The sequence below is a fragment of the Maribacter corallii genome, from assembly GCF_047345415.1.
GTDB lineage: Bacteria > Bacteroidota > Bacteroidia > Flavobacteriales > Flavobacteriaceae > Maribacter_C.
The window spans coordinates 326,813-350,721 of sequence record NZ_JBLFEP010000004.1; the positions used below are offsets into that span (position 1 = coordinate 326,813).

General features: G+C 43.2%; 16 protein-coding genes. 5 read left to right on the top strand and 11 right to left on the bottom strand.

Annotation, left to right across the window (positions count from 1 at the left end; all coding sequences use genetic code 11):
- The first annotated feature begins 2 nt into the window (after nt 1–2).
- The gene (locus ACKWCA_RS15715; protein WP_413979157.1) at nt 3–1,841 is read left to right on the top strand and encodes a hypothetical protein; all 1,839 of its coding nucleotides are present in this window, start codon (nt 3–5) and stop codon (nt 1,839–1,841) included.
- On the opposite strand, the gene ACKWCA_RS15720 is transcribed toward ACKWCA_RS15715, so the two are convergent.
- Nucleotides 1,816–2,757 carry an NAD(P)H-dependent flavin oxidoreductase gene (locus ACKWCA_RS15720; RefSeq protein ID WP_413979158.1) on the bottom strand — a complete coding sequence of 314 codons (942 nt, stop codon included), beginning with the start codon at nt 2,755–2,757 and terminating at the stop codon, nt 1,816–1,818. The two genes, ACKWCA_RS15715 and ACKWCA_RS15720, sit on opposite strands and share 26 nt — an antisense overlap.
- An 88-nt stretch (nt 2,758–2,845) precedes the next feature.
- Complete coding sequence (gene mnmA, locus ACKWCA_RS15725; RefSeq protein ID WP_413979159.1) at nt 2,846–4,036, bottom strand: tRNA 2-thiouridine(34) synthase MnmA; 1,191 nt, start codon at nt 4,034–4,036, stop codon at nt 2,846–2,848.
- A gap of 319 nt (nt 4,037–4,355) precedes the next feature.
- On the opposite strand from mnmA, the gene ACKWCA_RS15730 reads away from it, so the two are divergent.
- Nucleotides 4,356–5,345 (top strand): fasciclin domain-containing protein, encoded by a 990-nt coding sequence (locus ACKWCA_RS15730; protein WP_413979160.1) that lies wholly within the window; start codon nt 4,356–4,358, stop codon nt 5,343–5,345.
- 119 nt (nt 5,346–5,464) lie between these two features.
- Here ACKWCA_RS15730 and ACKWCA_RS15735 read toward each other — a convergent pair whose 3' ends face one another.
- From ACKWCA_RS15735 to ACKWCA_RS15755, 5 genes are all read right to left on the bottom strand, one after another.
- On the bottom strand, nt 5,465–5,707 hold the full coding sequence (locus ACKWCA_RS15735) for a hypothetical protein (protein ID WP_413979161.1): 243 nt from the start codon (nt 5,705–5,707) through the stop codon (nt 5,465–5,467).
- A 184-nt stretch (nt 5,708–5,891) separates the two neighbouring features.
- Complete coding sequence (locus ACKWCA_RS15740; protein WP_413979162.1) at nt 5,892–11,222, bottom strand: VWA domain-containing protein; 5,331 nt, start codon at nt 11,220–11,222, stop codon at nt 5,892–5,894.
- Between the two features lie 386 nt (nt 11,223–11,608).
- The gene (yidC, locus tag ACKWCA_RS15745; protein ID WP_413979163.1) at nt 11,609–13,480 is read right to left on the bottom strand and encodes a membrane protein insertase YidC; all 1,872 of its coding nucleotides are present in this window, start codon (nt 13,478–13,480) and stop codon (nt 11,609–11,611) included.
- Between the two features lie 81 nt (nt 13,481–13,561).
- Complete coding sequence (locus tag ACKWCA_RS15750) at nt 13,562–15,199, bottom strand: CTP synthase (RefSeq protein ID WP_413979164.1); 1,638 nt, start codon at nt 15,197–15,199, stop codon at nt 13,562–13,564.
- Between the two features lie 50 nt (nt 15,200–15,249).
- The gene (locus tag ACKWCA_RS15755) at nt 15,250–15,492 is read right to left on the bottom strand and encodes a DUF3820 family protein (RefSeq protein WP_413979165.1); all 243 of its coding nucleotides are present in this window, start codon (nt 15,490–15,492) and stop codon (nt 15,250–15,252) included.
- Between the two features lie 50 nt (nt 15,493–15,542).
- Between ACKWCA_RS15755 and ACKWCA_RS15760 the strand changes: the two genes are divergently transcribed.
- Together ACKWCA_RS15760 and ACKWCA_RS15765 are read left to right on the top strand one after the other, a co-directional pair.
- Nucleotides 15,543–16,415, top strand: a complete 873-nt coding sequence (locus tag ACKWCA_RS15760; protein WP_413979166.1) for a hydroxypyruvate isomerase family protein — start codon at nt 15,543–15,545, stop codon at nt 16,413–16,415.
- A gap of 146 nt (nt 16,416–16,561) precedes the next feature.
- Complete coding sequence (locus tag ACKWCA_RS15765) at nt 16,562–17,095, top strand: hypothetical protein (protein ID WP_413979167.1); 534 nt, start codon at nt 16,562–16,564, stop codon at nt 17,093–17,095.
- A gap of 23 nt (nt 17,096–17,118) precedes the next feature.
- Here ACKWCA_RS15765 and ACKWCA_RS15770 read toward each other — a convergent pair whose 3' ends face one another.
- From ACKWCA_RS15770 to guaA, 4 genes are read right to left on the bottom strand one after another with little or no spacing between them, the layout of a single operon-like run.
- On the bottom strand, nt 17,119–17,631 hold the full coding sequence (locus ACKWCA_RS15770; RefSeq protein WP_413979168.1) for a DUF922 domain-containing protein: 513 nt from the start codon (nt 17,629–17,631) through the stop codon (nt 17,119–17,121).
- A gap of 8 nt (nt 17,632–17,639) precedes the next feature.
- Nucleotides 17,640–18,044: an OsmC family protein gene (locus ACKWCA_RS15775; protein ID WP_413979169.1), complete on the bottom strand. Its 405-nt coding sequence runs from the start codon at nt 18,042–18,044 to the stop codon at nt 17,640–17,642.
- Nucleotide 18,045: 1 nt separating this feature from the next.
- Nucleotides 18,046–20,199 carry a LysM peptidoglycan-binding domain-containing protein gene (locus ACKWCA_RS15780; protein ID WP_413979170.1) on the bottom strand — a complete coding sequence of 718 codons (2,154 nt, stop codon included), beginning with the start codon at nt 20,197–20,199 and terminating at the stop codon, nt 18,046–18,048.
- 2 nt (nt 20,200–20,201) lie between these two features.
- Nucleotides 20,202–21,734 carry a glutamine-hydrolyzing GMP synthase gene (gene guaA, locus ACKWCA_RS15785; protein ID WP_413979171.1) on the bottom strand — a complete coding sequence of 511 codons (1,533 nt, stop codon included), beginning with the start codon at nt 21,732–21,734 and terminating at the stop codon, nt 20,202–20,204.
- 198 nt (nt 21,735–21,932) lie between these two features.
- Between guaA and ACKWCA_RS15790 the strand changes: the two genes are divergently transcribed.
- Entirely contained in the window at nt 21,933–23,792 is a 1,860-nt protein-coding gene (locus ACKWCA_RS15790) for a transcriptional regulator (protein WP_413979172.1), read from the top strand.
- Nucleotides 23,793–23,909: the final 117 nt, after the last annotated feature.

Below are 23,909 nucleotides of genomic sequence, written 5' to 3' on the forward strand. Positions count from 1 at the left end.
TTATGTACAAAAAATACTTGTATCGTCTGGTGATTATTTTTTCGTTGTTTTCAATTTCCCAATGTAAACCACATCCTGAAACGGTTGTTAAAAACCACGATAAAGATCCGTTTAAAACTACTATTGCATCGAGTCATATATTTCATATCAACGCTAAAAAAGATACCGTTCTTATCGGACAAAAAGGTACTGTTCTTGTTTTTCAGAAAGGAAGTTTTTTAGACGCCAATGCGAATATTGTTACTGACAACATTGACATAGAACTTGCTGAAGCCCTGACACTTGATGATATGCTCTTAAGTAATTTAACCACTACTTCTTGGGGGCAATTTTTGGAAACGGACGGAATGATATACTTCAACGCCACATCTGAAGGAAAACAACTAATTGTAAATTCTGAAAAACCGGTTTATATCGAAATACCAACAAAAGAACGCAAGTACGGAATGTCCGTATATAAAGGAATACGTGATAAAAATGGTAATATGGATTGGATCAATCCCATACCCATTCAAAACTACTTATTGCCCGTCGACCTTTTTACCTTAGATTTTTTACCTAACGGTTTTGCTGAAGCTGTGGAAAAAGAAATGCCCTTTCGAAATTATGAAACGGCCAATGAAAAATTAATTGATAGTTTGTACTACAGCTTATATTTCGAAACGGGCAATGAACTAATTGAAGAAACCTTACCCAATTTAGACCTTAAAGAAACTTATTACGGAAATGAATCTGCTTCTGAACCGGATTCATTGCCCTTAGACTCAAAAAAACCTCCTATTTATGGTGTTGACCCTGCGGTAATAAAGACCATAAAAAATGAGAAGTTTCAAAATACACTTCTAGCAACAAGACAATTTGAAGAAAGACTTCAGAAAATATTCAAAATCTGCAGAACAGATATAATAGATATATATACCCACAACCTTGATAAAAACCTCTGGGAATTAGACAGTATTGTGGCCAGTGTGTTAGATGATAATATATACCAAGAAGATTTTGAAAAGTTCGCTTTACAAAAATGGGCAAGTATCAAAGAACCCAACAAGAACTTGAAGCTATTAAAACGCTTCTACGAAAAACGATTAAAAACCATCAAAAACCAATTGACAAATCAGCGAAACAAGGCGGTAAAAGCGTTCAATAAAAAAACTAAAGAGTCTAAAAAACTTGTAAAAGAATATCAGAAGCTACTCGACAAGCGAGAGGCGTACCGCATGACAGGCTATGGATTTGAAATGACATCGACAGGTTGGCTAAATATTGATAGAGGCGTCATACCAAAGGACTGGGACTATTCACCCCTGGAATTTATAGTCTCAAATACGGATACTTTCGATAGAATATATGCGTATGTTATCTATACATCAATGAAAAGTCTATATCGATTGAATAGTGCAGACTCCAAGACTTTTTATGTTGGAAATGAAAATCGCAAGGAAATGATTATGCCAAAAGCTGAGAAGGCTATTGGTTTTGTTGTCGGGTATCAAAATGAGCAAGTCTTTTCAGAACTAATAGAGTTCGAAACGAACGCACAAAGTGAATTGAAATTTGAGCTTAAAAAAACTTCTGATAAAGAGATTAAAAAATCTCTCACGCGATTTGAGAATTATCAAACGGAAAATTCAATATTGGAAGATTTGAGATACGTCGATGACGTTTTTATGGAAAAAATACGGCAAGATAAATGGGAACATGAACGAATGGTCATGGCTTTACTTAGAGAGGTTTCCTCTCCTGTCGACTCATCTTTTATGAGATATAATCGAATATATCAAATAGATATGCCAATCGACACTTGCTTAAATAAAGTTAAAAATGCGAAACCTCGATTTTAGCTTCCTCAAACTCCCGCATCATATCTTCTATGATTTGCGCTGCCGGTTTTACCTCTCGGATCAGTGCAGAAACCTGCCCGATTTCCAGTTCTCCTTCTTCCATATCTCCCTCGAACATACCGCGCTTGGCACGGGCTCTTCCTAACAGTTGTTTCAAACCTGCTTCGGAAGTATGGTTTTGATAGGCCAATTGTACATCATCGTAGAATTTATTTTTGAGTAATCGAACGGGAGCCAATTCTTTTAGGGTAAGCTGCGTATCACCTTCTCCGGCCTCAACTACCTTTTGTTTAAAAAGTATATGTGACGAGGCCTCATGTGAAGCGACGAACCGGCTCCCCACTTGAACTCCATCGGCTCCCAATACTAGGGCCGCCAACATCGCTTTTCCGGTTGCGATGCCCCCAGCAGCAATTAACGGAATGTCGATTTCCTTTCGGATAGCAGGAATCAAAACCATGGTGGTCGTCTCATCACGTCCGTTGTGGCCTCCGGCCTCAAAACCCTCTGCAACAATTGCGTCTACCCCGGCTGCCTGTGCCTTCAGCGCGAACTTCAAACTACTGACCACATGAACTACGGTTATTCCCCGCTCCTTCAAAAATTGCGTCCATGTCTTAGGGTTCCCGGCAGAAGTGAAAACGATCTTCACCCCCATCTCGACAATGATGTGCATTAGCTTGTCGATATCCGGGTATAACATAGGAACATTCACGCCAAAGGGTTTTTGCGTCGCTTGTTGGTACTTTTGAATGTGCTCCCTTAAAACCTCAGGGTACATACTACCGGCCCCAAGTAAACCCAAACCCCCAGCGTTGGATACAGCGGAGGCCAAACGCCAACCACTGGCCCATATCATCCCCCCTTGTATGATCGGATATTCAATATCGAAAAGGGCCGTAACACGGTTCTTCATGATGTAGCTTCATTAAGTTTCCTTTGCCTCCGATGTTGCATGACCGTTACATCCAATTCAAGAAGCGAAGGCTTATCTTTTTTAGATTCTAGAAAATAACACCCGATCCGATTAGCTCCTCATCTACATACCAAGCCACGAACTGACCTTCGGTTATTGCAGATTGACGTTCCTCAAAATCCACATAAAGTCCGGCATCTACCTTATACAATTTGGCCCGCTGTAACTCTTGACGGTATCTTATACGCGCCTTTACCTCCATCGTTTCATCTAATTGCAACGTCAGATCGGGTCGTACCCAATGTAACTCTTCATTGGAAACGAAGAGCGTTCTTCGATACAACCCTGGGTGGTCTTTACCTTGTCCGGTATAGATTACATTGGCATCAACATCGGTTTCTATGACGTACAAGGGTTCTTTGGTTCCTCCTACATCAAGTCCTTTTCGTTGTCCCTTTGTAAAATAATGGGCGCCTTGGTGCTCTCCCACTACCTGTCCATCCCCGATTTGATATTCCGGTTTTTCAGCGTAGTAATTCAATTCTTCTTCCAAACTATCAAATTGGGGAGGAACTTTTTGAAATTGTGAAACAGTGGAAGGAACTTCAACAATAACACCTTGCTTTGGTTTTAACTTCTGTTGTAAAAAGTCGGGTAGGCGAACCTTGCCAATAAAACACAACCCTTGCGAATCTTTCTTATCGGCAGTGATCAAATTATTCTCAGCAGCTAATTTTCGCACTTCAGGCTTCGTTAATTCACCGATCGGAAAAAGGGTCTTGGATAGCTGTTCTTGAGAAAGCTGACACAAAAAATACGATTGGTCCTTATTGGAGTCTACTCCAGCGAGTAGTTGATAGGTTTCCGAACCGCTATTGTTTTGAATAGTGCCCTTTCTGCAATAGTGCCCCGTAGCGACATAATCCGCTCCGAGCTGCAACGCGATTTTCAGAAATACATCGAACTTTATTTCCCTATTACAAAGCACATCCGGATTGGGGGTTCGGCCTCTCTCGTATTCATTGAACATATAATCGACTATACGCTCTTTGTATTCTACACTCAAATCTACCGTTTGAAACGGAATGCCCAATTTTTCAGCCACGATAAGTGCATCGTTGCTATCCTCGAGCCACGGGCATTCTTCTGAAATCGTAACGGAATCGTCGTGCCAATTCTTCATAAACAGACCGATGACCTCATATCCTTGTTCTTTTAAAAGATATGCGGCAACACTTGAATCAACACCTCCCGAAAGTCCTACAACTACTTTTTTCATTGCGTCACGCGATTAAATGACAAAAATACGAAATTACGCGGGTATCGAAAGTACAAGAACATTCAGCGCATTTTATCTTTTTGAAGCAACCGTTCTCAAAGAAGCGCATCTCATTTTTGAAATGAATGAATACAATGCCCTGTTTTTAATTCTAAATGTTTCGGAGGAAATCACTAGGTGTAAGTATCAACTGATTGAAGCGACATTCATTGAAGCAAACTGGTTTTACCCATTCTATCGGCACCTTTGAAAATCGGGAACGATATGAATCGGAAAGTTAAGACCAGTTAAATGTTTAACTTTGGAAAAACACAATGTTATGAAAAGTTCCTTAAAATTAAAGCAATTCTTAACCTTAGTAATCATGGCCTCGGTCTTACTTTCCTGTAATTTGGACGATGGACCGGCAACTATACCCATACCGGAAACAGATATTGTAGAAGTGGCCACAGCGGAAAATTTGAACTCTTTACTGGCGGCTTTGGAAAGAGCGGACTTGGCAAATACCTTAAAGGGAGATGGTCCTTTCACGGTATTTGCACCAACTGATGAAGCTTTTTCCAGTTTTTTATCCTCCAACGGCTTTGCGAGTGTCGATGCCGTTCCGACCGCAACCTTGCAGCAACTATTGCTCAACCATGTTGTCAGTGGACGTATCGATTCCGCACCTCTAGCCGACTTGCAGCGCAATTATTTGCAGAATTTAGCTGACGGACCGGGTGAATCTAAATTATCATTGTATTTCGATGCCACGGATGGTGTAGTACTGAATGGTCTGGCAACGGTAACTCAAGCTGATGTTGTAGCTGAAAATGGAATTATCCATATTATAAACCAAGTTATTTCGTTACCTACGTTAGATACTTTTATGTCTGCAGATGCCAATCTAGAGGTTTTCGGTACCGCTTTGGATGCAGCAGCTGTTGTGAGCGATTTGCCGTCGGACCTCAAAGAAAGTACTGGTGGCCCCTATACTATTTTTGTTCCGGTGCCCGCGGCTTTTGATGCCCTTCTGGATACGAATAATGATTGGAACTTTGTCAGTGATATTGAAGAAAACCTTTTGGCAGCCGTCCTTGAACATCATACATTAAGTGGTAATGTACGTTCTTCCGATATCATACCGGGTCAGGCAGTGACGACTTTGGAAGGAGATGAGATTACGATTGTTTCCAAAGATGGTGGTTTGGAAATCACGGATGGATCAGGAAATGAAGGTGCCATCATTGGTCCTACCGATATACAAGCCAGTAACGGTGTGATTCACCTCATTACCAATAACGTGTTGCTTCCTGACACCACGAATTAATGTAGATACGAAGCATATAAAACCGAAATAACCCGCCTAGTGGCGGGTTATTTCATTCTATCTAAAATCTAAAGGTTGATTTTTTCTTTGTGATGTGTTCAATACCGATGAAAACTGCGCTACATAAAGAATACTGTTGGGGGAGACTCTGTATTGGATAATGGACTCAAATCTATGAGTCTCCTCTTTATGTTTACAACGACTACCTTAACCCATATCTTCGAGCCTGCATCTTCACCACTATGGCAATTTGTAAATCTTCGAAAATCTTGCATTACGGATAGGTTGTTGAAAAGCTTTCTGTTGCGTTTTCCAATGTCATGAACGGACGTCTTTTCCTTTTCGTTTTTTGTAGCATCCATTTGGGAATGTATACATCAGGTAAACATCGGTTAGCATACAAAAACAACTACTTGACAACTAAGTTTTTTATAAAGCGTATGAATAGTTCATCTTTACCTTCCCAAATCTTACCTTACTTAACCTACTTGATGCTAAAAGCCCCGACTCATGTCAGGGCTTTTTACATTTCTACTTTTTACAGTTCTACTTTCGAGACATGACCTTTTTAATGATCCGTTCTCGTTCCGTATTGAGAATCAAGATGTACACATCCGGTGCCATATTGGATAGGTTCAAACGAATATCGTTCTTACCGGTCTTCAAGCTCATACCTCCTTTTTCCAGGACACATCTACCATTGACATCGAACATTTCGACCGTTAAGTTCGAGTCATAGGGAATCTCGACTCGCAAGTTCAATTCATTCTTAAATGTCATCGGAAAGGCCTGCACCTCGGTCTTCGCGGTCGAATCATCCGTTTCGACCTCACACGTCACCGCATGAACGATAATGTACAAATCGCCAGTAATGTGACTCACATCGATCGGGTCAAAATCCAGACGTGTAACCTTATCCAGACCTTCTTCCTTCACCGGGTATTGACCCGGAGCCACCGTAGGATTATTTCCCTTTACAGGATACGGTGCACCACCAACATATAACTGTGCCTCGGTCATCACGAATCCGGGTGACAATTCAATCGATACCGTAACGGACCCATTGCTATACTCCACTTCGACGGTTCCTGATTTTTCACCTTTGGTCAAATCACATTGGCCGGCACCTGAATAGAGGTCCATCGTATAATTCCCTTCCGTCGTTAACTGATTGGTCCATCCCCATCGATTAAATCCATCATCTAAGAAACAGGTATTGTTTGTTTCCAATCGAGCGAAAGCCGTTTCACAGCCCTCAGGAGCATCGTCACAGTTCAAGTCCTCATCAATTTCCCCATCGCCATCGTTGTCAACGCCATCGCATTCCTCGGTATCCTCACAATCAGGTGTGCCGTCCCCGTCCGAATCGAACCCTTCGTCGATCTCACCATCGCCATCGTTGTCGACGCCATCGCATTCCTCGGTATCCTCACAATCAGCGGTGCCGTCCCCGTCCGAATCGAACCCTTCATCGATCTCACCATCGCCATCGTTGTCGACGCCATCGCATTCCTCGGTATCCTCACAATCAGGCGTGCCGTCACCATCCGAATCGAACCCTTCGTCGATCTCTCCATCACCATCGTTGTCGACGCCATCACATTCCTCGGTATCCTCACAATCAGCTGTGCCGTCACCATCCGAATCGAACCCTTCATCGATCTCTCCATCACCATCATTGTCGACGCCATCACATTCCTCGGTATCCTCACAATCAGGCGTGCCGTCCCCATCCGAATCGAAGCCTTCATCGACTTCGCCATCGCCATCGTTGTCAATTCCGTCACAGACTTCAGTACAGTCCAAATCCTCATCTATTTCACCGTCACCGTCGTTATCCACTCCATCGCATTCTTCAATATCACGACAATCAGGTGTGCCGTCACCATCCGAATCGAACCCTTCGTCGATCTCACCATCGCCATCGTTGTCTTTACCATCACATTCCTCGACATCTATACAATCCGCAATACCGTCGCCATCCGTATCGGCAAAACCTTCATCAATCGTACCATCGCCATCATTGTCGAGTCCGTCACACTCTTCAACATCCTGACAATCAGGTGTACCGTCCCCATCTGAATCGAATCCTTCATCAATCTCACCGTCTCCATCATTGTCCAGTCCATCGCATTCTTCAACATCCTGACAATCAGCTGTACCATCATTGTCGGTATCGGCAAATCCTTCATCGACCATACCATCACCATCATTGTCTAGACCATCACATTCCTCCACATCCTCGCAATCGGGAATATTATCTCCATCGGAATCAAAACGATTATCACATGGATCAACGCAATCCGCAATACCGTCATTATCCGTATCATCGAACCCTTCATCAATTTCACCATCACCGTCGTTATCCACTCCATCACATACTTCGATATCACCACAGGATAGTCCTTCATCGATCTCTCCGTCCCCATCATTGTCCAATCCGTCGCAAATCTCTTCATCGAAACAATCCGCCGTACCGTCCATGTCGGAATCGAACCCTTCATCTACTAACAAATCGCCATCATTATCAATACCATCACATTCTTCAACATCTTCACAATCGGCAATACCATCTCCGTCTGAGTCAAATCCTTCATCGATTTGACCATCTCCATCATTATCGATTCCGTCGCATATTTCAACTTTGATTTCACAACCGGTCGCGTCTTCACAATCCAGCTCGAAATTGAAGTCGATATCATATTTCTTCGGATCATTCTCAGGTCCCATAAAACCCCATCCGGCAATACCGGTAGCCGTAGGATCGACGCCATGGAGAACTCCTCCGGGGCCCATAACAACACCAAGATGCGGAGTAAGTGGATCATTGGGGTCTGGTTTCTGACTGACGATAAAGGTACCTTCTTCAAGACAATCACCTCCAGTGGTGGTTATCGTACTTACCGTGTTGTCAATTACATAGTAATGAAGCATGGTAGGATCAGGATTCGTACATCCCATTTTCTTAAAGGTACCGCCTTCCAGTTGCCAACCGGCCCAGTCGGTCTTTCCAACCAACTTTATGTAGAGTGCTGCAGTACAGCTACCCAAGACCGTCGTACCTTGAATCAAGGCAGTTCCATCATTAAACTCCGTAAAAGAAAGGTTGTTGGTAGCATTGGATCCAAATGCGTTAGAACCACCTGGTGATGCATTACTACCGAACCAGTAAAAATTGAATCTCGTGGTGCCGTCATTACAAGAAGTTGCATCCACAGCTTCACAAGTTTGAACTATAATATCTTCTGCTACACTAACGGTGATCAATGCTGTATCATCTGGGCAAAAATCGCCGCCGTCTACGGTATATTCAATACTATAGTCACCGGGTGACAAGCCTGAAGTATCGAATTCGTTTCCATTTACCGACCCACCATTGGTGGCTGAGAACGTTCCTCCGGGAACCGTTACCAGTTCGCTTAAGTCGACAACTGTACCTTCGCATACCGAAATAGTATTGTCGGCACCTGCATCGACCGGTTCGGCCACATGAATGGTAATCGTAGCCGTATCCGCAGGACATAATTGACCGGCTTCAACAGTATATATGATCTCATAGCTTCCAGGTGATAATCCTGTAGTATCAAAACTATCCCCATCAAGTCCTCCAGATATCATTGCTTCACTGAATGTACCATCTGATTCGGTTACTAGGGATGTAAGATCTACTGAAGCACCATCACATACGGTGATTTCATTGTCGTCTCCGGCATTTGGAGGTGTAGGTTCGATTATACCAAAGTCCGCAGGTTGTGAGGAACAGTCATCGCCGTTCTGTGCTTCGCTCGAGGCCGTTACCGTATAGTCCGTGCCGGGAACGAAACCGCTGATCACCCCGCCGGCCCCAACGGTCGTGCCGTCGTTCGGCGCGAAGGTATAGGTCAGCGCAGCGTCATAGTTCGTGATCGTGGCAGTGCCCGCCGTGTCGCAGGTCGCATCGGTCACCTCTACTACAGGTTGGTCCGGGGCGTCCGTTGCAGGGGACACGTTGAAGTCCACAGGTTGCGAGGAACAGTCATCGCCGTTCTGTGCTTCGCTCGAGGCCGTTACCGTATAGTCCGTGCCGGGAACGAAACCGCTGATAGTACCGCCCGCACCTACGGTCGTGCCGTCGTTCGGAGCGAAGGTATAGGTCAGCGCAGCGTCATAGTTCGTGATCGTCGCAGTGCCCGCGGCATCGCAGGTCGCATCGGTCACCTCTACTACAGGTTGGTCCGGCGCGTCCGTTGCAGGGGACACGTTGAAGTCCACAGGTTGCGAGGAACAGTCATCGCCGTTCTGTGCTTCGCTCGAGGCCGTAACCGTATAGTCCGTACCGGGAACGAAACCGCTGATCACACCGCCGGCCCCAACGGTCGTGCCGTCGTTCGGAACGAAGGTATAGGTCAGCGCAGCGTCATAGTTCGTGATCGTGGCAGTGCCCGCGGCATCGCAGGTCGCATTCGCTATCTCTATAACAGCGTCCTCTATTTCATCTGGCTCTTCAATAGTAATTGTATCGGAAGCTGTACATCCATTGTCATCGGTGACCATTACCTCATACTCTCCCGGTGAAAGACCCGTTTGATCTTCATCGGTAGGGACCAATCCACTTCCATTGGTTGTGGTCCACGCATAAACAAATGGCGGTGTACCACCCGAAGCAGTAATATCAATAGCACCGTCATCTTCACCAAAACAACTACTATCCGATGGGACAGCTGTCAAAATTGGAGAGGGTGATTCCTGAATATCGAAGAAAAACGATTCTGTTCTTGTACAATTTTCACCAGGTACTTCAACAAGTACCTCAACACGATAGGAACCTACACCTAATCCAGATATCATAAGCGGTGAAACGCTGCTCGTACCGGAACCAAGTTCCACATTGGTGACATCATTGAAATATGCGTAGCCAAAGGGGAGAAAGTTATTCGGCACTGATATTTCAGCACTTCCGGTAGTATCTCCGGTACAAACATCCGCCGAAGTCACATCACTATCGAAGGGACATACATTTGAAACCAGTGTCACTAAACACTCGGCTAAGCCAGCAAAATCTTCAAGAATGTAATCCGATGTACCCAAAGTTCCTCCATTCGTTGGAGTAAGCTCATTATTTCCGGCCATTTGTTGAAGAGTACTGGCATTTGCACCCATACCTACTCCTAGCATAAACATATGCGCTCCTTCACCTTTAAGCTTGTTGGATAATTTTACAGGATTCGCTATTTCAGGAGGTTGCGTAGAGGACCCATTACTACTACCACAAAAACTGGTCGCACTATCCTTGGTTGGGTTTTGTCCTGTCGACCATGCTGTTGGTACTCCGTCCGTAAAAAACAGTATAACATCCGGCACGGCGAACTCATCAACTGCCAGCATTGCGGCTTGCCAGTTTGTAGCACCTGCATTTCCAGTGGCACTTGCGTCTCGATAATTCAAGTTACCAACCCCGGCGTTATTGGTACCATCGAAATAATCCGTAACGTCATTGACATAATCGTCATCTACATCACGATAATTATTAAGTATTCTAGCGGTAGTACCGAATTCTACCATAGCCACCCGAGTACCGGTACAGCTTAGGGAATTCAGAAAAGAAAGGGTTCCTTGCCTTACCGCATTAATTTCAGCGGTAGTATTTATTGAATTTGATTCATCCAATACAAAAACTATATCCAATTCGCCGCATGAGGCGGTCAAATCAGGATTATTGTTCGGATTTGTGGTCGGATTGTCACATTCGGCACCATTGCCACTACAACTCGTGCAATAGTCAATTTGAGCATTGGATACATTTGGAATGAAAAACAGTCCCAAAAGTAGAATTCCTAAAAAGTTTTTAAATGAAATACGCCAAAGATGGCCAAAGAATTGGTTTGTGGTACTTCCCATTTGTAAAGTTTTAATTTAACGATTAAACTCCACCATAGGGTATAAGACAGCTATAAAGAATCAGTAAGATTGTGGGGATCTTATGAATCAATAACCTTTACAAATAGCCGTAAAAAACAATGAATTAGATAACTCCGGGGGGAGTTGATATAGCCGACTTTGAGCGGGAAGAAAAAGTAACTACATCGAGGTAAAAATCTAAATCATACATTCAGTTTTGGTTAGGTCTACAACTTTTAATATCAGCTTATGATACACAAAGCTCTTAATATTATGTTAATAAGGTACTAGTTATGAACTTATTATCGATGAAATGCACAAATATTGGTTTAAATGACAAAAGCGTCATGTAGAACAAGAAACTTTCTTTCAATCCTTATCGTCAATTATCGCTTTCCTGCCTTCTTTTGTTCTTCGGCCTGTTCCATCATTTCGCGCATCTTTTTCTGAAATTTGTTCTCTTTCTTGGGTTTCTTTTTATTCTCCTGTATTTGGGCATGTATTTTATCATTGTCCAGAATGAAATTCTTGATGACCAGCATGATACCAATGGTAATCAAGTTAGAGATAAAATAGTACAGACTCAATCCACTAGCATAGTTATTGAAGAAAACAAGCATGAAGAAAGGCATCAAATACATGATGAATTTCATATTTGGCATACCGGGTTGTTGCGGCATGTTCTGGCCCGTGGTCATCATCATGTAGAAGAAAATCGCTACGGAAGCCAGTATCGGGAAAAGACTTATATGATCTCCGTAGAAGGGAATCGAAAAGCCTTCCGGAAATTGATAAATCGTATCGAATGACGATAAATCATCAGCCCATAAAAACGATTTTTGACGTAAGGCGAAGGAAGTGGGGAAAAACATAAACAACGCATAGAAAATAGGCATCTGAATGAAAGCGGGAATACAACCGCTCATAGGACTGACCCCTGCCTTGCCGTACAGTTTCATGGTCTCCTGCTGCTTCTTCATGGCGTTGTCTTTATATTTCTCGCCAAGCTCCGTAATCTCGGGTTTTAAAACCTTCATTTTCGCTTGTGACAGGTACGATTTGTAGGTGGCGGGCGACATCGCCAGACGCACTAGAATCGTCATAATGATAATAGCGATACCATAAGGAAATATGCCGCTGAGAAAAGCATAGAACGGCGTGAAAACATATCTATTGATCCATCCGAAAATTCCCCATCCAAAGGGTATACTATCGTCGAGATTCAAATCAGCGTATTGGTCCAGAACGGCTACGTCAGTTGGCCCATAATACCAATGCATGTTCTTGGAAAGCTCACCTCCTGTAACTTCTAAGGGAACGACAGAAGTATATTCCTTGGTAAAACGAGCGGTTCTACTTTCTTCCTCCACTAAGTTGATCGATGTAAGCTCGGCTGTCTTAAACTCATCTTTAGACGCGAGGATACTACTGAAAAAGTGCTGCCGGTACGACAACCATTTGATATCTTGCTCGGTATCTTCATCATCACCACCTTCTGAGAGCTTGTCTATCTTCCCATCTTCATACGAATAGGTCAAACGGGTGTACCTATTCTCATACGTTATGCTTTTATTATGGCGTATTCCTTTTAGGTTCCACTCCATTTTCACGGGTTGACTACTATTTAGCACACCGTTAAGGCCTTGGGAGCGTATCGTGAAATCAACCAAATAATCATCGGGTTTCATTTCATAACGGTACTCCAAAAAATGATCTGGCCCGGTCTTGGCCTTCATACTCAAGATCTGGTTTTCACCACTTGTGGATAAGGTGGGTTCAAAATAAAGATTCTTGGTGTTCAAAACCCTATTATCGGATGTAGAGAAACTAAGTCCGAATTGAGCGTTACCATCTTTTACAAGGTACACCGGAATAGAATCGTAGGTCTTGAACTGCTTCATGCGGGCCTCGATAATTTGGCCGCCTTTATTGCCGATTTCAAGATAGACCAGGTCGTTCTCAAGTGTTGTGGTACCCTCAGAAGGTTGGGTATAGCCGAAAGCGCCAATTGCACTTTTGTAATTCGCAATCGCCGTGGAATCTTGAAGGTTTACTTGGGGACTTGTTGTGGTCAGGGTCGCATTTTCCTGTACGGCCTCTTCAGCTTCTTTTTGTTCAGCTTCGACCTGTTCTTGTTGCGCCTTTTGAGCTTCTAGTTCTTCAGGGGTAGGTTTGTTCTGGTAAAACATGAATATGAGTATACCGAAAATAAGCACAAAGCCGATTATGGAATTGATATCCAATTTCTTTTCTTCCATCTATTTAAGAATAATTTTGGTAACGTTTGATTTGTACTGATGCTGCCTGAGCTTCAGCAAATATATGCCCAATTACGGTTTTCATGCCATAGTGGCACTAGTTTGTTCTTTTTTATGCTTTAAAGCGGCCTTGACAAAGCTTACGAAGAGCGGATGTGGGCTGGCCACTGTACTCTTATACTCAGGATGATACTGCACACCCACAAACCAAGGGTGCTCGGGAAGTTCAACGATCTCGACCAACCCTGTTTTTGTATTGATCCCAGAGGCTACCATGCCGGCTTCGGCAAGCTGGTCTTTGTATTCATTGTTGAATTCATATCTATGGCGATGACGTTCGGAAATTTCGGTTGCTCCGGCGTAGATTTTTGAAGCTAAGGTTCCTTTTTTCAACTCACAATCCCAGGCGCCCAAACGCATCGTTCCGCCCTTATCGGTAATGTTTTTCTGTTCTTCCATCAAACTGATTACAGGAGCATTGGTGCTTTTGTTCATCTCCGTGGAGTTCGCCTTCTTTAATCCTAGAACAGTCCTCGAGTATTCGATAACGGCCATTTGCATGCCCAAACAAATACCTAAGAAAGGAATATTGTTTTCCCTTGTATGACGCACGGCTTTGATTTTTCCTTCTATACCTCGCTCTCCAAAGCCCGGTGCTACAAGAATACCATTGAGTCCTTGAAGTTTCTTCTCGATATTGCCCATGTTCAAGTGCTCGGAGTGGATGAAACGTACCTTTACTTTCACTTGATTGGCAGCACCTGCATGAATAAACGATTCTAAAATAGACTTATAGGAATCCTGAAGTTCTACGTATTTTCCGATCAAGCCGATCTCAACTTCGTTTCTTGGGTTTTTATGACGTTTCAAAAACTTTTTCCATTGCTCAAGATCCGGTTCTTTTTTCGCCTTGAGTGCCAATTTCTTCAACGCTACGGTATCTAGCCCTTCTTCCTGCATCAAAACAGGAACGTCATAAATGGTAGAGGCATCTATGGACTGTATCACGGCCTCTCGCTTCACATTACAGAACAACGCCAATTTTTCTTTCTTCTCATCGGAAATCTCATGCTCCGTTCTACAGACGAGAATATCCGCCTTGATCCCACTCTCCATTAAGGTTTTGACCGAGTGCTGCGTAGGCTTTGTTTTCAATTCCCCTGCAGCCGATAGGTACGGCACTAATGTAAGATGAATGACTATGGCATTGTTGTCGCCCAACTCCCAAAGTAATTGCCGAACGGCCTCTATGTAGGGCAGTGATTCGATATCCCCTACCGTACCGCCAATTTCGGTGATTACAATATCATAATCCTTACTATTGCCCAATACTTGTACGCGCTCTTTGATCTCATTGGTAATATGAGGAACTACTTGGACCGTTTTCCCTAAAAACTCGCCCCTGCGCTCCTTTTCAATAACACTTTGATAGATTCTACCCGTAGTCACGTTGTTGGCCTGAGACGTTTTTACGTTCAAAAAACGTTCGTAGTGCCCCAGATCCAAATCCGTTTCGGCACCATCATCGGTAACATAACACTCTCCGTGCTCGTATGGGTTCAGTGTACCCGGATCGACATTAATGTAGGGGTCTAATTTTTGAATCGTGGTTCGATAACCCCGAGCTTGCAATAATTTCGCAAGTGACGCGGCAATAATACCTTTTCCAAGAGATGAAGTAACGCCTCCCGTAACGAAAATATACTTGGTCTTTGACATGGATCGACTTCTGTGTTACGGGATTCAAAGATACAAATACCGAAATGAAATCAATACTTCTTAGGTGGAAAATCTTTTTGCACCTTGCGTATCAGGGGCTCTAGGCCGTTGACCTTTATTTCGTGCATCGATTTCAACATCATGCCCAACTTACCTTCTGGAAAACCTTTTTGATGAAACCAAACCAAATAGGGTTCTGGCAAATCGACCAAATAACGGCCTTTGAATTTCCCGAATGGCATTTTGTAATGTGCGAGCTCTATTAATCGTTCTTTATCAGGGGAGATTTCCATTTTTTAAAACTAAAAAATATATCTTTAGAAGACTTAAATTTCAACCAAAGATGGAAAGAAGAAAATTTATAGGAGCTTCAGCGGCCGCATCAGTCGGTTTTATCGCCTACAAAACCAATGCAGCAATGCCCGCCCCGGAAATAAAGGAAATGAACGATCTTAAAGGAAATATCAATCACAGTGCCTGTAGGTGGTGCTACAGTAAAATTCCGATGGAGGATTTTTTAAAGAACCTCAATGAGTTGGGTGTCAAAGCTATGGACCTGACCGGTCCGGAAGACTGGCCCCTTATGAAAAAGTACGGCATCCATGCCTCAATGTGCTGGGGTGCAGGCAAGGGAATACCAGAGGGGTGGAACGACCCCAAACTACATGAAGAATTAATTGCCGATTACTTAAGGGTAATTCCTTTGGTGGCCGAAGCGGGATATACGAATCTTATTTGCTTTAGTGGAAACCGGAATGGAATGGATGACGCCGAAGGACTAAAAAACTGCGCCGAGGGATTAAAGAAAATCATGCCCGCAGCCGAAAAACACGGGGTTGTGATCCAAATGGAATTACTGAACTCAAAGGTCGACCATGCGGACTACATGTGTGATCGTTCGGCTTGGGGCGTGGAGCTCTGTAAGGCTATTGGTTCCGACAACTTCAAACTCTTATATGATATTTACCATATGCAGATCATGGAAGGTGATGTCATTCGAAACATTCAGGAGTACCACCAATACTTCGGACACTATCATACAGGAGGAAATCCCGGTCGACATGAAATAAACGAAACGCAAGAACTGTATTATCCAGCGATAATGAAGGCTATAGTGGATACGGGATTCAAGGGATATGTTGCCCAGGAATTCATTCCCACTTGGGATGACCCGATCGCTGCCTTAAAAGAAGGAGTCACCATCTGCGATGTTTGATTAAAAATCGTTCATTAATAGAATCTTCACATTTTAGAATCCGTTTTTTTTGCACCTTTGTAGGACAAATAAGCAGGGTCACTTTTACTTTAGTCGGCCCTAATTTGATTTAAAAACGGTATTTAAACTATTCTTGACTTTCTATTATGAAGAAAAATATCATTCCATTACTTATCGCATTTTTCGCCCTTGGGGTTGTCAATGCGCAAGAATTTAATGTAGGCACCAATGTTGTGAACGTCGGTATCGGCCTGGGAGGCGATTATGGTGATTTCTTGACGTCATCGATTTCACCCGGAATCAGCGCCAGCTATGAGCGGGGAATATGGGACATTGGAGGCCCTGGGGTTATCAGCCTAGGAGGGTATCTCGGAATCAAGAATTACCGTTACGAAACCGTTGGGGTGAATTCAAAATGGACGTATACTACGGTGGGATTTCGCGGGGCGTACCATTTCAATGGACTTGAAGTGGAAAATCTTGATCTCTATGGGGGTGCGATGATCGCCTATAATATTGCGAATTTTTCTGGTGATTCAGTAGTATTCAAAGTGCGCAGTAGAATAGCACCCACTCTTTTTGTGGGGGGTAGATGGTATTTCAATGATACGTTTGGGGTCTTTGCGGAAGCGGGATACGGTGTTGCTTTTTTAACGGTCGGAGGTTCGATTCGTTTTTAGCAACCGATTCGAGTCGCACAAGGCTACTGGTTTTCTAACGCCTCTTTTATTTTCAAGTTCCAAATGTGCTGGTTTTTTCGATTTCTCGAAAAATTCGTTTCAGCATCATACCGATTTTGAAAAGCGCTAAGTTCCTTGTTGTTCTTATTGTAAATCGATTTGACCTTGGACTTTATATTCGTACGGTCAAAGGTAGCTTGTAAAAACTCTTTTCTCAGTTTACGTGCGAACAACTCGGTGATGTCGAAATGTAGTTGCTCATGACCTAAGATAATATCATCACATAGTTCAGGCTTATACCACGATTCATTTGGGTAGAAATGGGTACTGATCTCAAAATTTACCTTAAGGTGTTTCGATGTATTGGACAGGGTCGTGAATCGATATGATATGCCACTGGCCGTGGTCGCTGCTACCCGATCGCTTTGGGGAGGTTCTCCCTTGAAATCTTCCCAGGTCAACTTTCGCTCACTCCATGAAATCGTTTCAAGTTCTTGCTGTGGACCAAGACCGAACAAGCATAGTCCCGTAATCAAAAAAACTTTTAGCGCACCCAATTGAACGTGATTATCTTTTCGATATCGGGATGCAGACTGTAATGCACCGGACACGTATTAGCCGTGTGTACTAAAATCTTCCGATGCTTTTCTGACACGTTTTTGGGAAGTTGTAAATCGATCTCGATTTTCGATATCCGCCTTGGATCGGATGACATATGCTTGGTCACCTCCGCAGTGGCCTCGGCAAGGTCGACTTCCAAACCAGCGGCTTTCATACCCATCATGGTCAAAATACAGCTGGCCAATCCCGTGGCCACCGTATCAGTGGGTGAAAAAGCTTCTCCTTTTCCGTTATTGTCTATGGGAGCGTCGGTCAAAAAGACATCTCCGGAACGAAGATGCTCGCAACTGGTTCGCAATCCTCCCTTGTATGTTACTTTTGAAGTCATATCAATCGGTCAATTGTTCGATTCGCATATCATCGTAGGCCATAATATAAGAGGCTTGATTAAAATATCCAGAGGCGATATCCTTTTCATATGAAAATTTATTGCCTGTATATTCCGTTTGGCCGATAAGTCGGGATACTTGCATCAAATCATTCTTATACGCCAATTTCAATAAAAGATCATAGGTAAGATCAAAGCCGCGAACTGCATAACGATCAGGGGTATCGCCGAATTTTTTTCGATACCTTTTGGAGAAACTATTGTTCTTTGCTTCACGATACACTGACGGAAAGGTAAAATTCAAATTCGACAAATGCGATCCGGAAATCACATCGTTTTCAAAGGCATTGTTCTTATTGGTAGTAAACATACGCAGTTGTAATTTTTCCTTACTTTTTTCTGGATCTAAGAGGGCATTATGAAAAGAGTTCAAAATCGAGGTCACACTGGAAATCAGTTTATAGTTTCCGGATTCCACAAAAACCCAGTTCTCTTTTTCCTCGGACAGCAATGCGCCTAACTTATCACGTACCACTCCGATATTCTTCTCTTCCTCTATCACCTCGGCAATCTTGGCTTCGGGAAACCGAAGTAGAATAGAATCTTTGGCAACTGTATTCGCACCGTCGGCGATGATTACAATATTTTGCTCTTCCCTTGTTTTTTCTACATAATCAAGCATTCGAACCCGTAAAACTTCATCTGGGGTGTAGGAGAAAAAAACATTGGTCATACTCAAATCGGTCTTTGCAGGTATCGGTGCTACCACTGGCACCCGATATTGAGAAGAACGCACAGCCACCTCACGCAAGGAGGCAACATCTAAAGGTCCTATGATCGCACTATAGCTCGACAGGTTTTCCCGAAGGAGAATTTCACGTGTTTTGGCTAGGTCCAATTCGTTGTCGAACGTTCGCACATCCACAGAAATACCTAACGAAGCGATAGAGTCCAAGGCGACTAAGGCTCCTGAATAAAGCCCCAGACTGTATTTCAAGCTATTTCGAGTACCGATAGTCCTTTGTACATTCTCCTTATTCGCAAGATTCAATCTGTTCAAACGAAACGGAAACAGGAACATGACCTTAGGTCTATTTTCAGGGTTGATACTATCCAACAAATCGATTTTGTCCAGCACCAAGGCATTTCGCACTTCAAAATTACCCGTCTGTCCCTTGGGTAATTTTAAGACCATCCCAGCCTTCAAACCCTCTTTCAAATCAGGATTCAGGGCCAACAACTCTTTATAGGAAATACCCAATTTTCGAGTCAACGAGAATTCGGTCTGCTTTGGTTTTACCTCATAAAAAATATAGTTATCAGTATTGATGTCTCCCCCTTCAACTTTTCGTTCTGGAATGCGAATGACCATCCCCTCCTTAAGCCCGTCTTTAAGTTCAGGGTTCAATTTCACGATTTCCTCTGCCTTGACCCCAAACTGTTGTTGAAGCCGATAAAAGTTCATTTTCGGCGGAACGGTATACGAGATGTAGAGTTCCGTGACTTGATTCTGAACACTGCTCCCCGGTTTTTTAGGCATTCTCAATTCTTGCCCTTCGGCCAGATAACTCGAATTTTTCTCCAATGCCGGATTGAGAACTACCATACTATCGAGGGTAATTCCATATTTATGGGCAATACTCCAACGCGTTTCTTTGGCCGCTACCGTATAGATTTCAAAATCGTCTTCGTTGATGGTATTTTCGCCCGGAGCCACTCTTTTGTATTTCGGAATACGCAGCACCATGCGCTTTTTTAGTTGATTAGAGTATAGTTCTTGATTGTACCGTTTGATATCATCTTCCGTGATATGGTAGCGCTTCGCAATACCATAAAGCGTCTCTTTCTTCCGAACCTTGTGCGAGGTAAAACCAATCGGCTCTTCAGGCACGGCTTCGGATGACTGATCACCGATAGCAGTGGGTTTTGCGGCGGCGGGAATCACTAAAATGGTATTTGGCTTGAGGTCTTGACCCGCTTTTATTTCCTTATTATACGTAAGGATGCTTGCCGCGGTCACATTGTACTTTTTTGCGATACCCGCTAAGGTTTCACCACTTCTGACCGAGTGCGTAGAAAATTGCTGTGCTGTTGCTTTACATCCCATAAAAACAAACAGGAGGAGCATCAACAGGCTTTTAAAAACTTGATTCATAGTTATTCCCATTCTATCGTTGCTGGTGGTTTGGAACTAATATCATATACGACACGATTCACTCCAGGGACTTTATTGATAATGTCATTTGACGTTTTTTGTAAAAATTCATAGGGTAAATTTACCCAATCCGCCGTCATGCCATCCGTACTTTCCACTGCTCGTAAAGCTACACATTTTTCGTAAGTACGTTCGTCACCCATGACTCCTACGCTGTTCACTGGCAATAACATGGCGCCGGCCTGCCAAACTTTGTCGTATAATCCCCAGTCGCGTAATCCTTGAATAAAAATATGATCCACTTCCTGTAAGATCGCTACTTTTTCACGAGTTATATCCCCGAGTATGCGAATGGCCAATCCTGGACCTGGAAACGGATGCCTTCCCAATCGCTCATCACCTACCTCCATACTTTTACCTACGCGCCGCACTTCGTCTTTGAAGAGCATTTTGAGTGGTTCTACCACTTGCAATTTCATGAAATCGGGTAATCCCCCAACGTTATGGTGGCTCTTGATGGTAGCCGACGGGCCTCCCGTACCGGAAACCGATTCGATTACATCAGGATAAATCGTACCCTGTGCCAACCATTTGGCATCTTCAACTAGATGTGCCTCGTCATCAAATACCTCAATGAACACCCGACCTATGGTCTTTCGTTTGGTTTCGGGGTCACTTTCCCCTGCCAAGGCATCCAAAAAGCGTGCCGAAGCGTCTACTCCCTTTACGTTGAGGCCCATGCCTTCGTACTGTTCTAAAACATCGGTAAACTCATTTTTACGCAATAATCCATTATTGACAAAAATGCAATGCAAGTTTTTGCCAATGGCTTTGTGTAATAAGACGGCCGCAACCGTAGAATCTACTCCGCCTGAAAGTCCTAAAATCACTTTGTCATCCCCAATCTTTTCCTTGAGCTCGGCAACAGTGGTTTCGACAAAGGCATCGGGCGTCCAGGTTTGTTTTAAGCCCGCAATATGCACCAAGAAATTTTCAAGTAATTGTTTGCCTTGCGAACTGTGATATACCTCAGGATGGAACTGAATACAATAGGTGTCTTCGCCATCAAATTTGAAAGCCGCGTTTTTGACATCATTGGTACTTGCCAAAAGCGTAGTATCCTCCGGAAGTTGTTTAATCGTATCGGCATGGCTCATCCAAACTTGTGACCCTTCTGTAATCTCATAAAAAAAGGGCTCCGTACTCGAAATCGCTGTTAAATTTGCACGACCGTACTCACGCGTATTCGATTTTTCAACATTGCCACCATTGAAATGCGCCAAGTATTGCGCCCCATAGCAAACCCCCAGTAAGGGTATCTTACCCTTGATTTGCGAAAGATCCGGATGTGGGGCATCATCGGCACGAACCGAAAAAGGCGAGCCCGAAAGAATGACCGCTTTGTACTCCGATACATCTTCGGGAAGCTTGTTGAAAGGTTTGATTTCGGAAAAAATATTCAGCTCACGAACACGTCTACCGATGAGTTGGGTGTATTGGGAACCGAAGTCTAGAATCAGGACTTTGTTTTGCATGGGCAAAAATAGGAAAATCGAAAATTTGGGAAAGGGTTCTTGAAGGTTATTTACGAGAGGTTTTTAACAAAAAACGTTGATCGACTTCTTCCGTCTGAACAAGGCCCAAAAATTCAGGGTGGGCCTGTTACCCAATAAATGGTTTAAAAATGACCCTAATTACAAAGAAACCGTATCTTTAAACAAAGCCAAACCCATATGAAATCCAAAATAGTATTTTGGTTATTGGTTGTTTGTGTCGTATCTCCCCCGCTCTGTGCCCAGCAAAATCAAAAACTGGATAGCCTACTCACGCTATATCAAAATTTGGATGATGGCATACGCAAATACGAGGTACTTGCCCAAGCCCATGAATTAACTTTATACAATGACATCGATGCCGCTAAGAACTATGTTGATCTAAGCGTAAAACTGGCAAGACAGCTAGATTATAAAAAGGGTATTGCGCAGTCAAACTACAACCTAGGGGTCTACTACAACAATATTGGTAAAAAGGATTCCGCCTTTGCATCCTACAAAAAATCATTACAACAATATATCGCAATCAAGGATATTTCGGGAGAAACGGCCGTTAGACATGGTCTTGCTATTCTCAAGTTTGCTGAATCGGATTATGATAAGTCCCTTAACCTAATTGAAGAGAATATTGAGATTCAAAGCGTTCAAAGACCTATCGATTCCAGTCGCTTGGCCTCATCATTTTATTTAAAAGGATATACGCAGGTAAAAAAGGCAAATTATAAGGTTGCCCTCGTCGAGACGTTGAAAGCATTAAAAATTTTCGAAAGAATTGCCCAACCGGACCGAGAGGCAGACGCCATTGCCCTTCTTGGGGAAATAGAATATCATCTGGGCAATATAGACAAGTCTTTGGAATATGATAAAAAATCTTTGGCGATTTATAGACGTATTAATGACAAATTTTATGAGGCGGAATCGATGCTCACCATAGCCGACACCTATATGGAAATAAAAGAGTATGATACGGCCATGGACTACCTAAATGACGCCCTACCATTAGCCCGTGAAATTCAGAGCCCATCGATTGAGACCATGATTTTGGGCGCTCTTGGAGATATTGCTACTGAGAAGGGGGAGTATTACAAGGCAATAGATTATATCAAGGCCTCCACAAAAATTTCAAAGGAAGCCAAAAGACCCGCAATTTTAGGTGAAAACTGGCTGTCAACCAGTTTGTTCTATAGCAAGGTGAACCAGCCCAAAATAGCAATCCAATATTTAGATAGTACACTTCAAAATGCAAAATCAACAGGGAACAAAGATTTATTGCAAAGGGCTTATTTTGATGGATCGAAACTATATAGCGAATTGGGAAACCATAAGCAAGCCTATGCGTATTATGTGGATTTCCACAACATCTCGGACAGCATTCTAAATTCAGACAAGTCAAAGCGAATTGAAGAACTTCGATCCAAATTCGACACCGAAAAAAAAGAACAGCAGATTGTTCTTCAAGAAAAAGAAATCACCGTTTTGGAGCAACAAGCATCCATAAGCAACCTTCAGCGCATTTTGATGGGTATCGGTTTACTTCTTTCCCTTATCGGCTTTTATGCCATTCGCCAAAAAATGAAACGCAACAGACTTGAAAAAGAAAAAGTCGATGCTGAACTGGAATTCAAGAAGAAAGAACTGACCACCCATGCGCTAAACCTTGCCCGAAAAAACGAAACGCTGGAAAACTTGAAGTTAAAAGCGCAGGAACTCAAGGAAAAAGAAAACATGGGTGCGGGATACAACCAATTGATCCGCTCCATCAACTTTGATTTACAAGATGATAATAATTGGGAAAACTTTTCACGATATTTTGAGGAAGTACACAAAGACTTCAATAGCACGGTCAAATCAAAATACCCCCAAGTTACGTCAAATGAATTGCGCCTTTTGGCGCTTTTAAAGATGAATCTTTCCTCTAAGGAGATTGCGAATATCCTCAATATTTCCCCCGAAGGGATAAAAAAAGCACGTTATCGCCTTCGTAAAAAGCTGGACTTGTCCACCGAAGACTCTTTACAAGATTTGGTGCTAAGCCTTTGAAGTAAGGCGCTACCGAGCCTGTCTACCTTTTGTCCTCGAATTAACTTAGGGGTGTCCACCTCTTGTCCACCCTCTTTTTTTTACTTCCTAAAACCTACGCTCTAGGTTTGTGGTGTC

Bases quoted from the DNA above. Each gene is read 5' to 3' on its own strand.
- yidC (WP_413979163.1), bottom strand. From the start codon at position 13,480: ATGGAAGAAAAGAAATTGGATATCAATTCCATAATCGGCTTTGTGCTT.
- ACKWCA_RS15760 (WP_413979166.1), top strand. From the start codon at position 15,543: ATGGAAAGAAGAAAATTTATAGGAGCTTCAGCGGCCGCATCAGTCGGT.
- ACKWCA_RS15740 (WP_413979162.1), bottom strand. From the start codon at position 11,222: ATGGGAAGTACCACAAACCAATTCTTTGGCCATCTTTGGCGTATTTCA.
- ACKWCA_RS15720 (WP_413979158.1), bottom strand. From the start codon at position 2,757: ATGAAGAACCGTGTTACGGCCCTTTTCGATATTGAATATCCGATCATA.
- ACKWCA_RS15780 (WP_413979170.1), bottom strand. From the start codon at position 20,199: ATGAATCAAGTTTTTAAAAGCCTGTTGATGCTCCTCCTGTTTGTTTTT.
- ACKWCA_RS15775 (WP_413979169.1), bottom strand. From the start codon at position 18,044: ATGACTTCAAAAGTAACATACAAGGGAGGATTGCGAACCAGTTGCGAG.
- guaA (WP_413979171.1), bottom strand. From the start codon at position 21,734: ATGCAAAACAAAGTCCTGATTCTAGACTTCGGTTCCCAATACACCCAA.
- mnmA (WP_413979159.1), bottom strand. From the start codon at position 4,036: ATGAAAAAAGTAGTTGTAGGACTTTCGGGAGGTGTTGATTCAAGTGTT.
- ACKWCA_RS15735 (WP_413979161.1), bottom strand. From the start codon at position 5,707: ATGGATGCTACAAAAAACGAAAAGGAAAAGACGTCCGTTCATGACATT.
- ACKWCA_RS15715 (WP_413979157.1), top strand. From the start codon at position 3: ATGTACAAAAAATACTTGTATCGTCTGGTGATTATTTTTTCGTTGTTT.
- ACKWCA_RS15790 (WP_413979172.1), top strand. From the start codon at position 21,933: ATGAAATCCAAAATAGTATTTTGGTTATTGGTTGTTTGTGTCGTATCT.
- ACKWCA_RS15730 (WP_413979160.1), top strand. From the start codon at position 4,356: ATGAAAAGTTCCTTAAAATTAAAGCAATTCTTAACCTTAGTAATCATG.
- ACKWCA_RS15765 (WP_413979167.1), top strand. From the start codon at position 16,562: ATGAAGAAAAATATCATTCCATTACTTATCGCATTTTTCGCCCTTGGG.
- ACKWCA_RS15755 (WP_413979165.1), bottom strand. From the start codon at position 15,492: ATGGAAATCTCCCCTGATAAAGAACGATTAATAGAGCTCGCACATTAC.
- ACKWCA_RS15750 (WP_413979164.1), bottom strand. From the start codon at position 15,199: ATGTCAAAGACCAAGTATATTTTCGTTACGGGAGGCGTTACTTCATCT.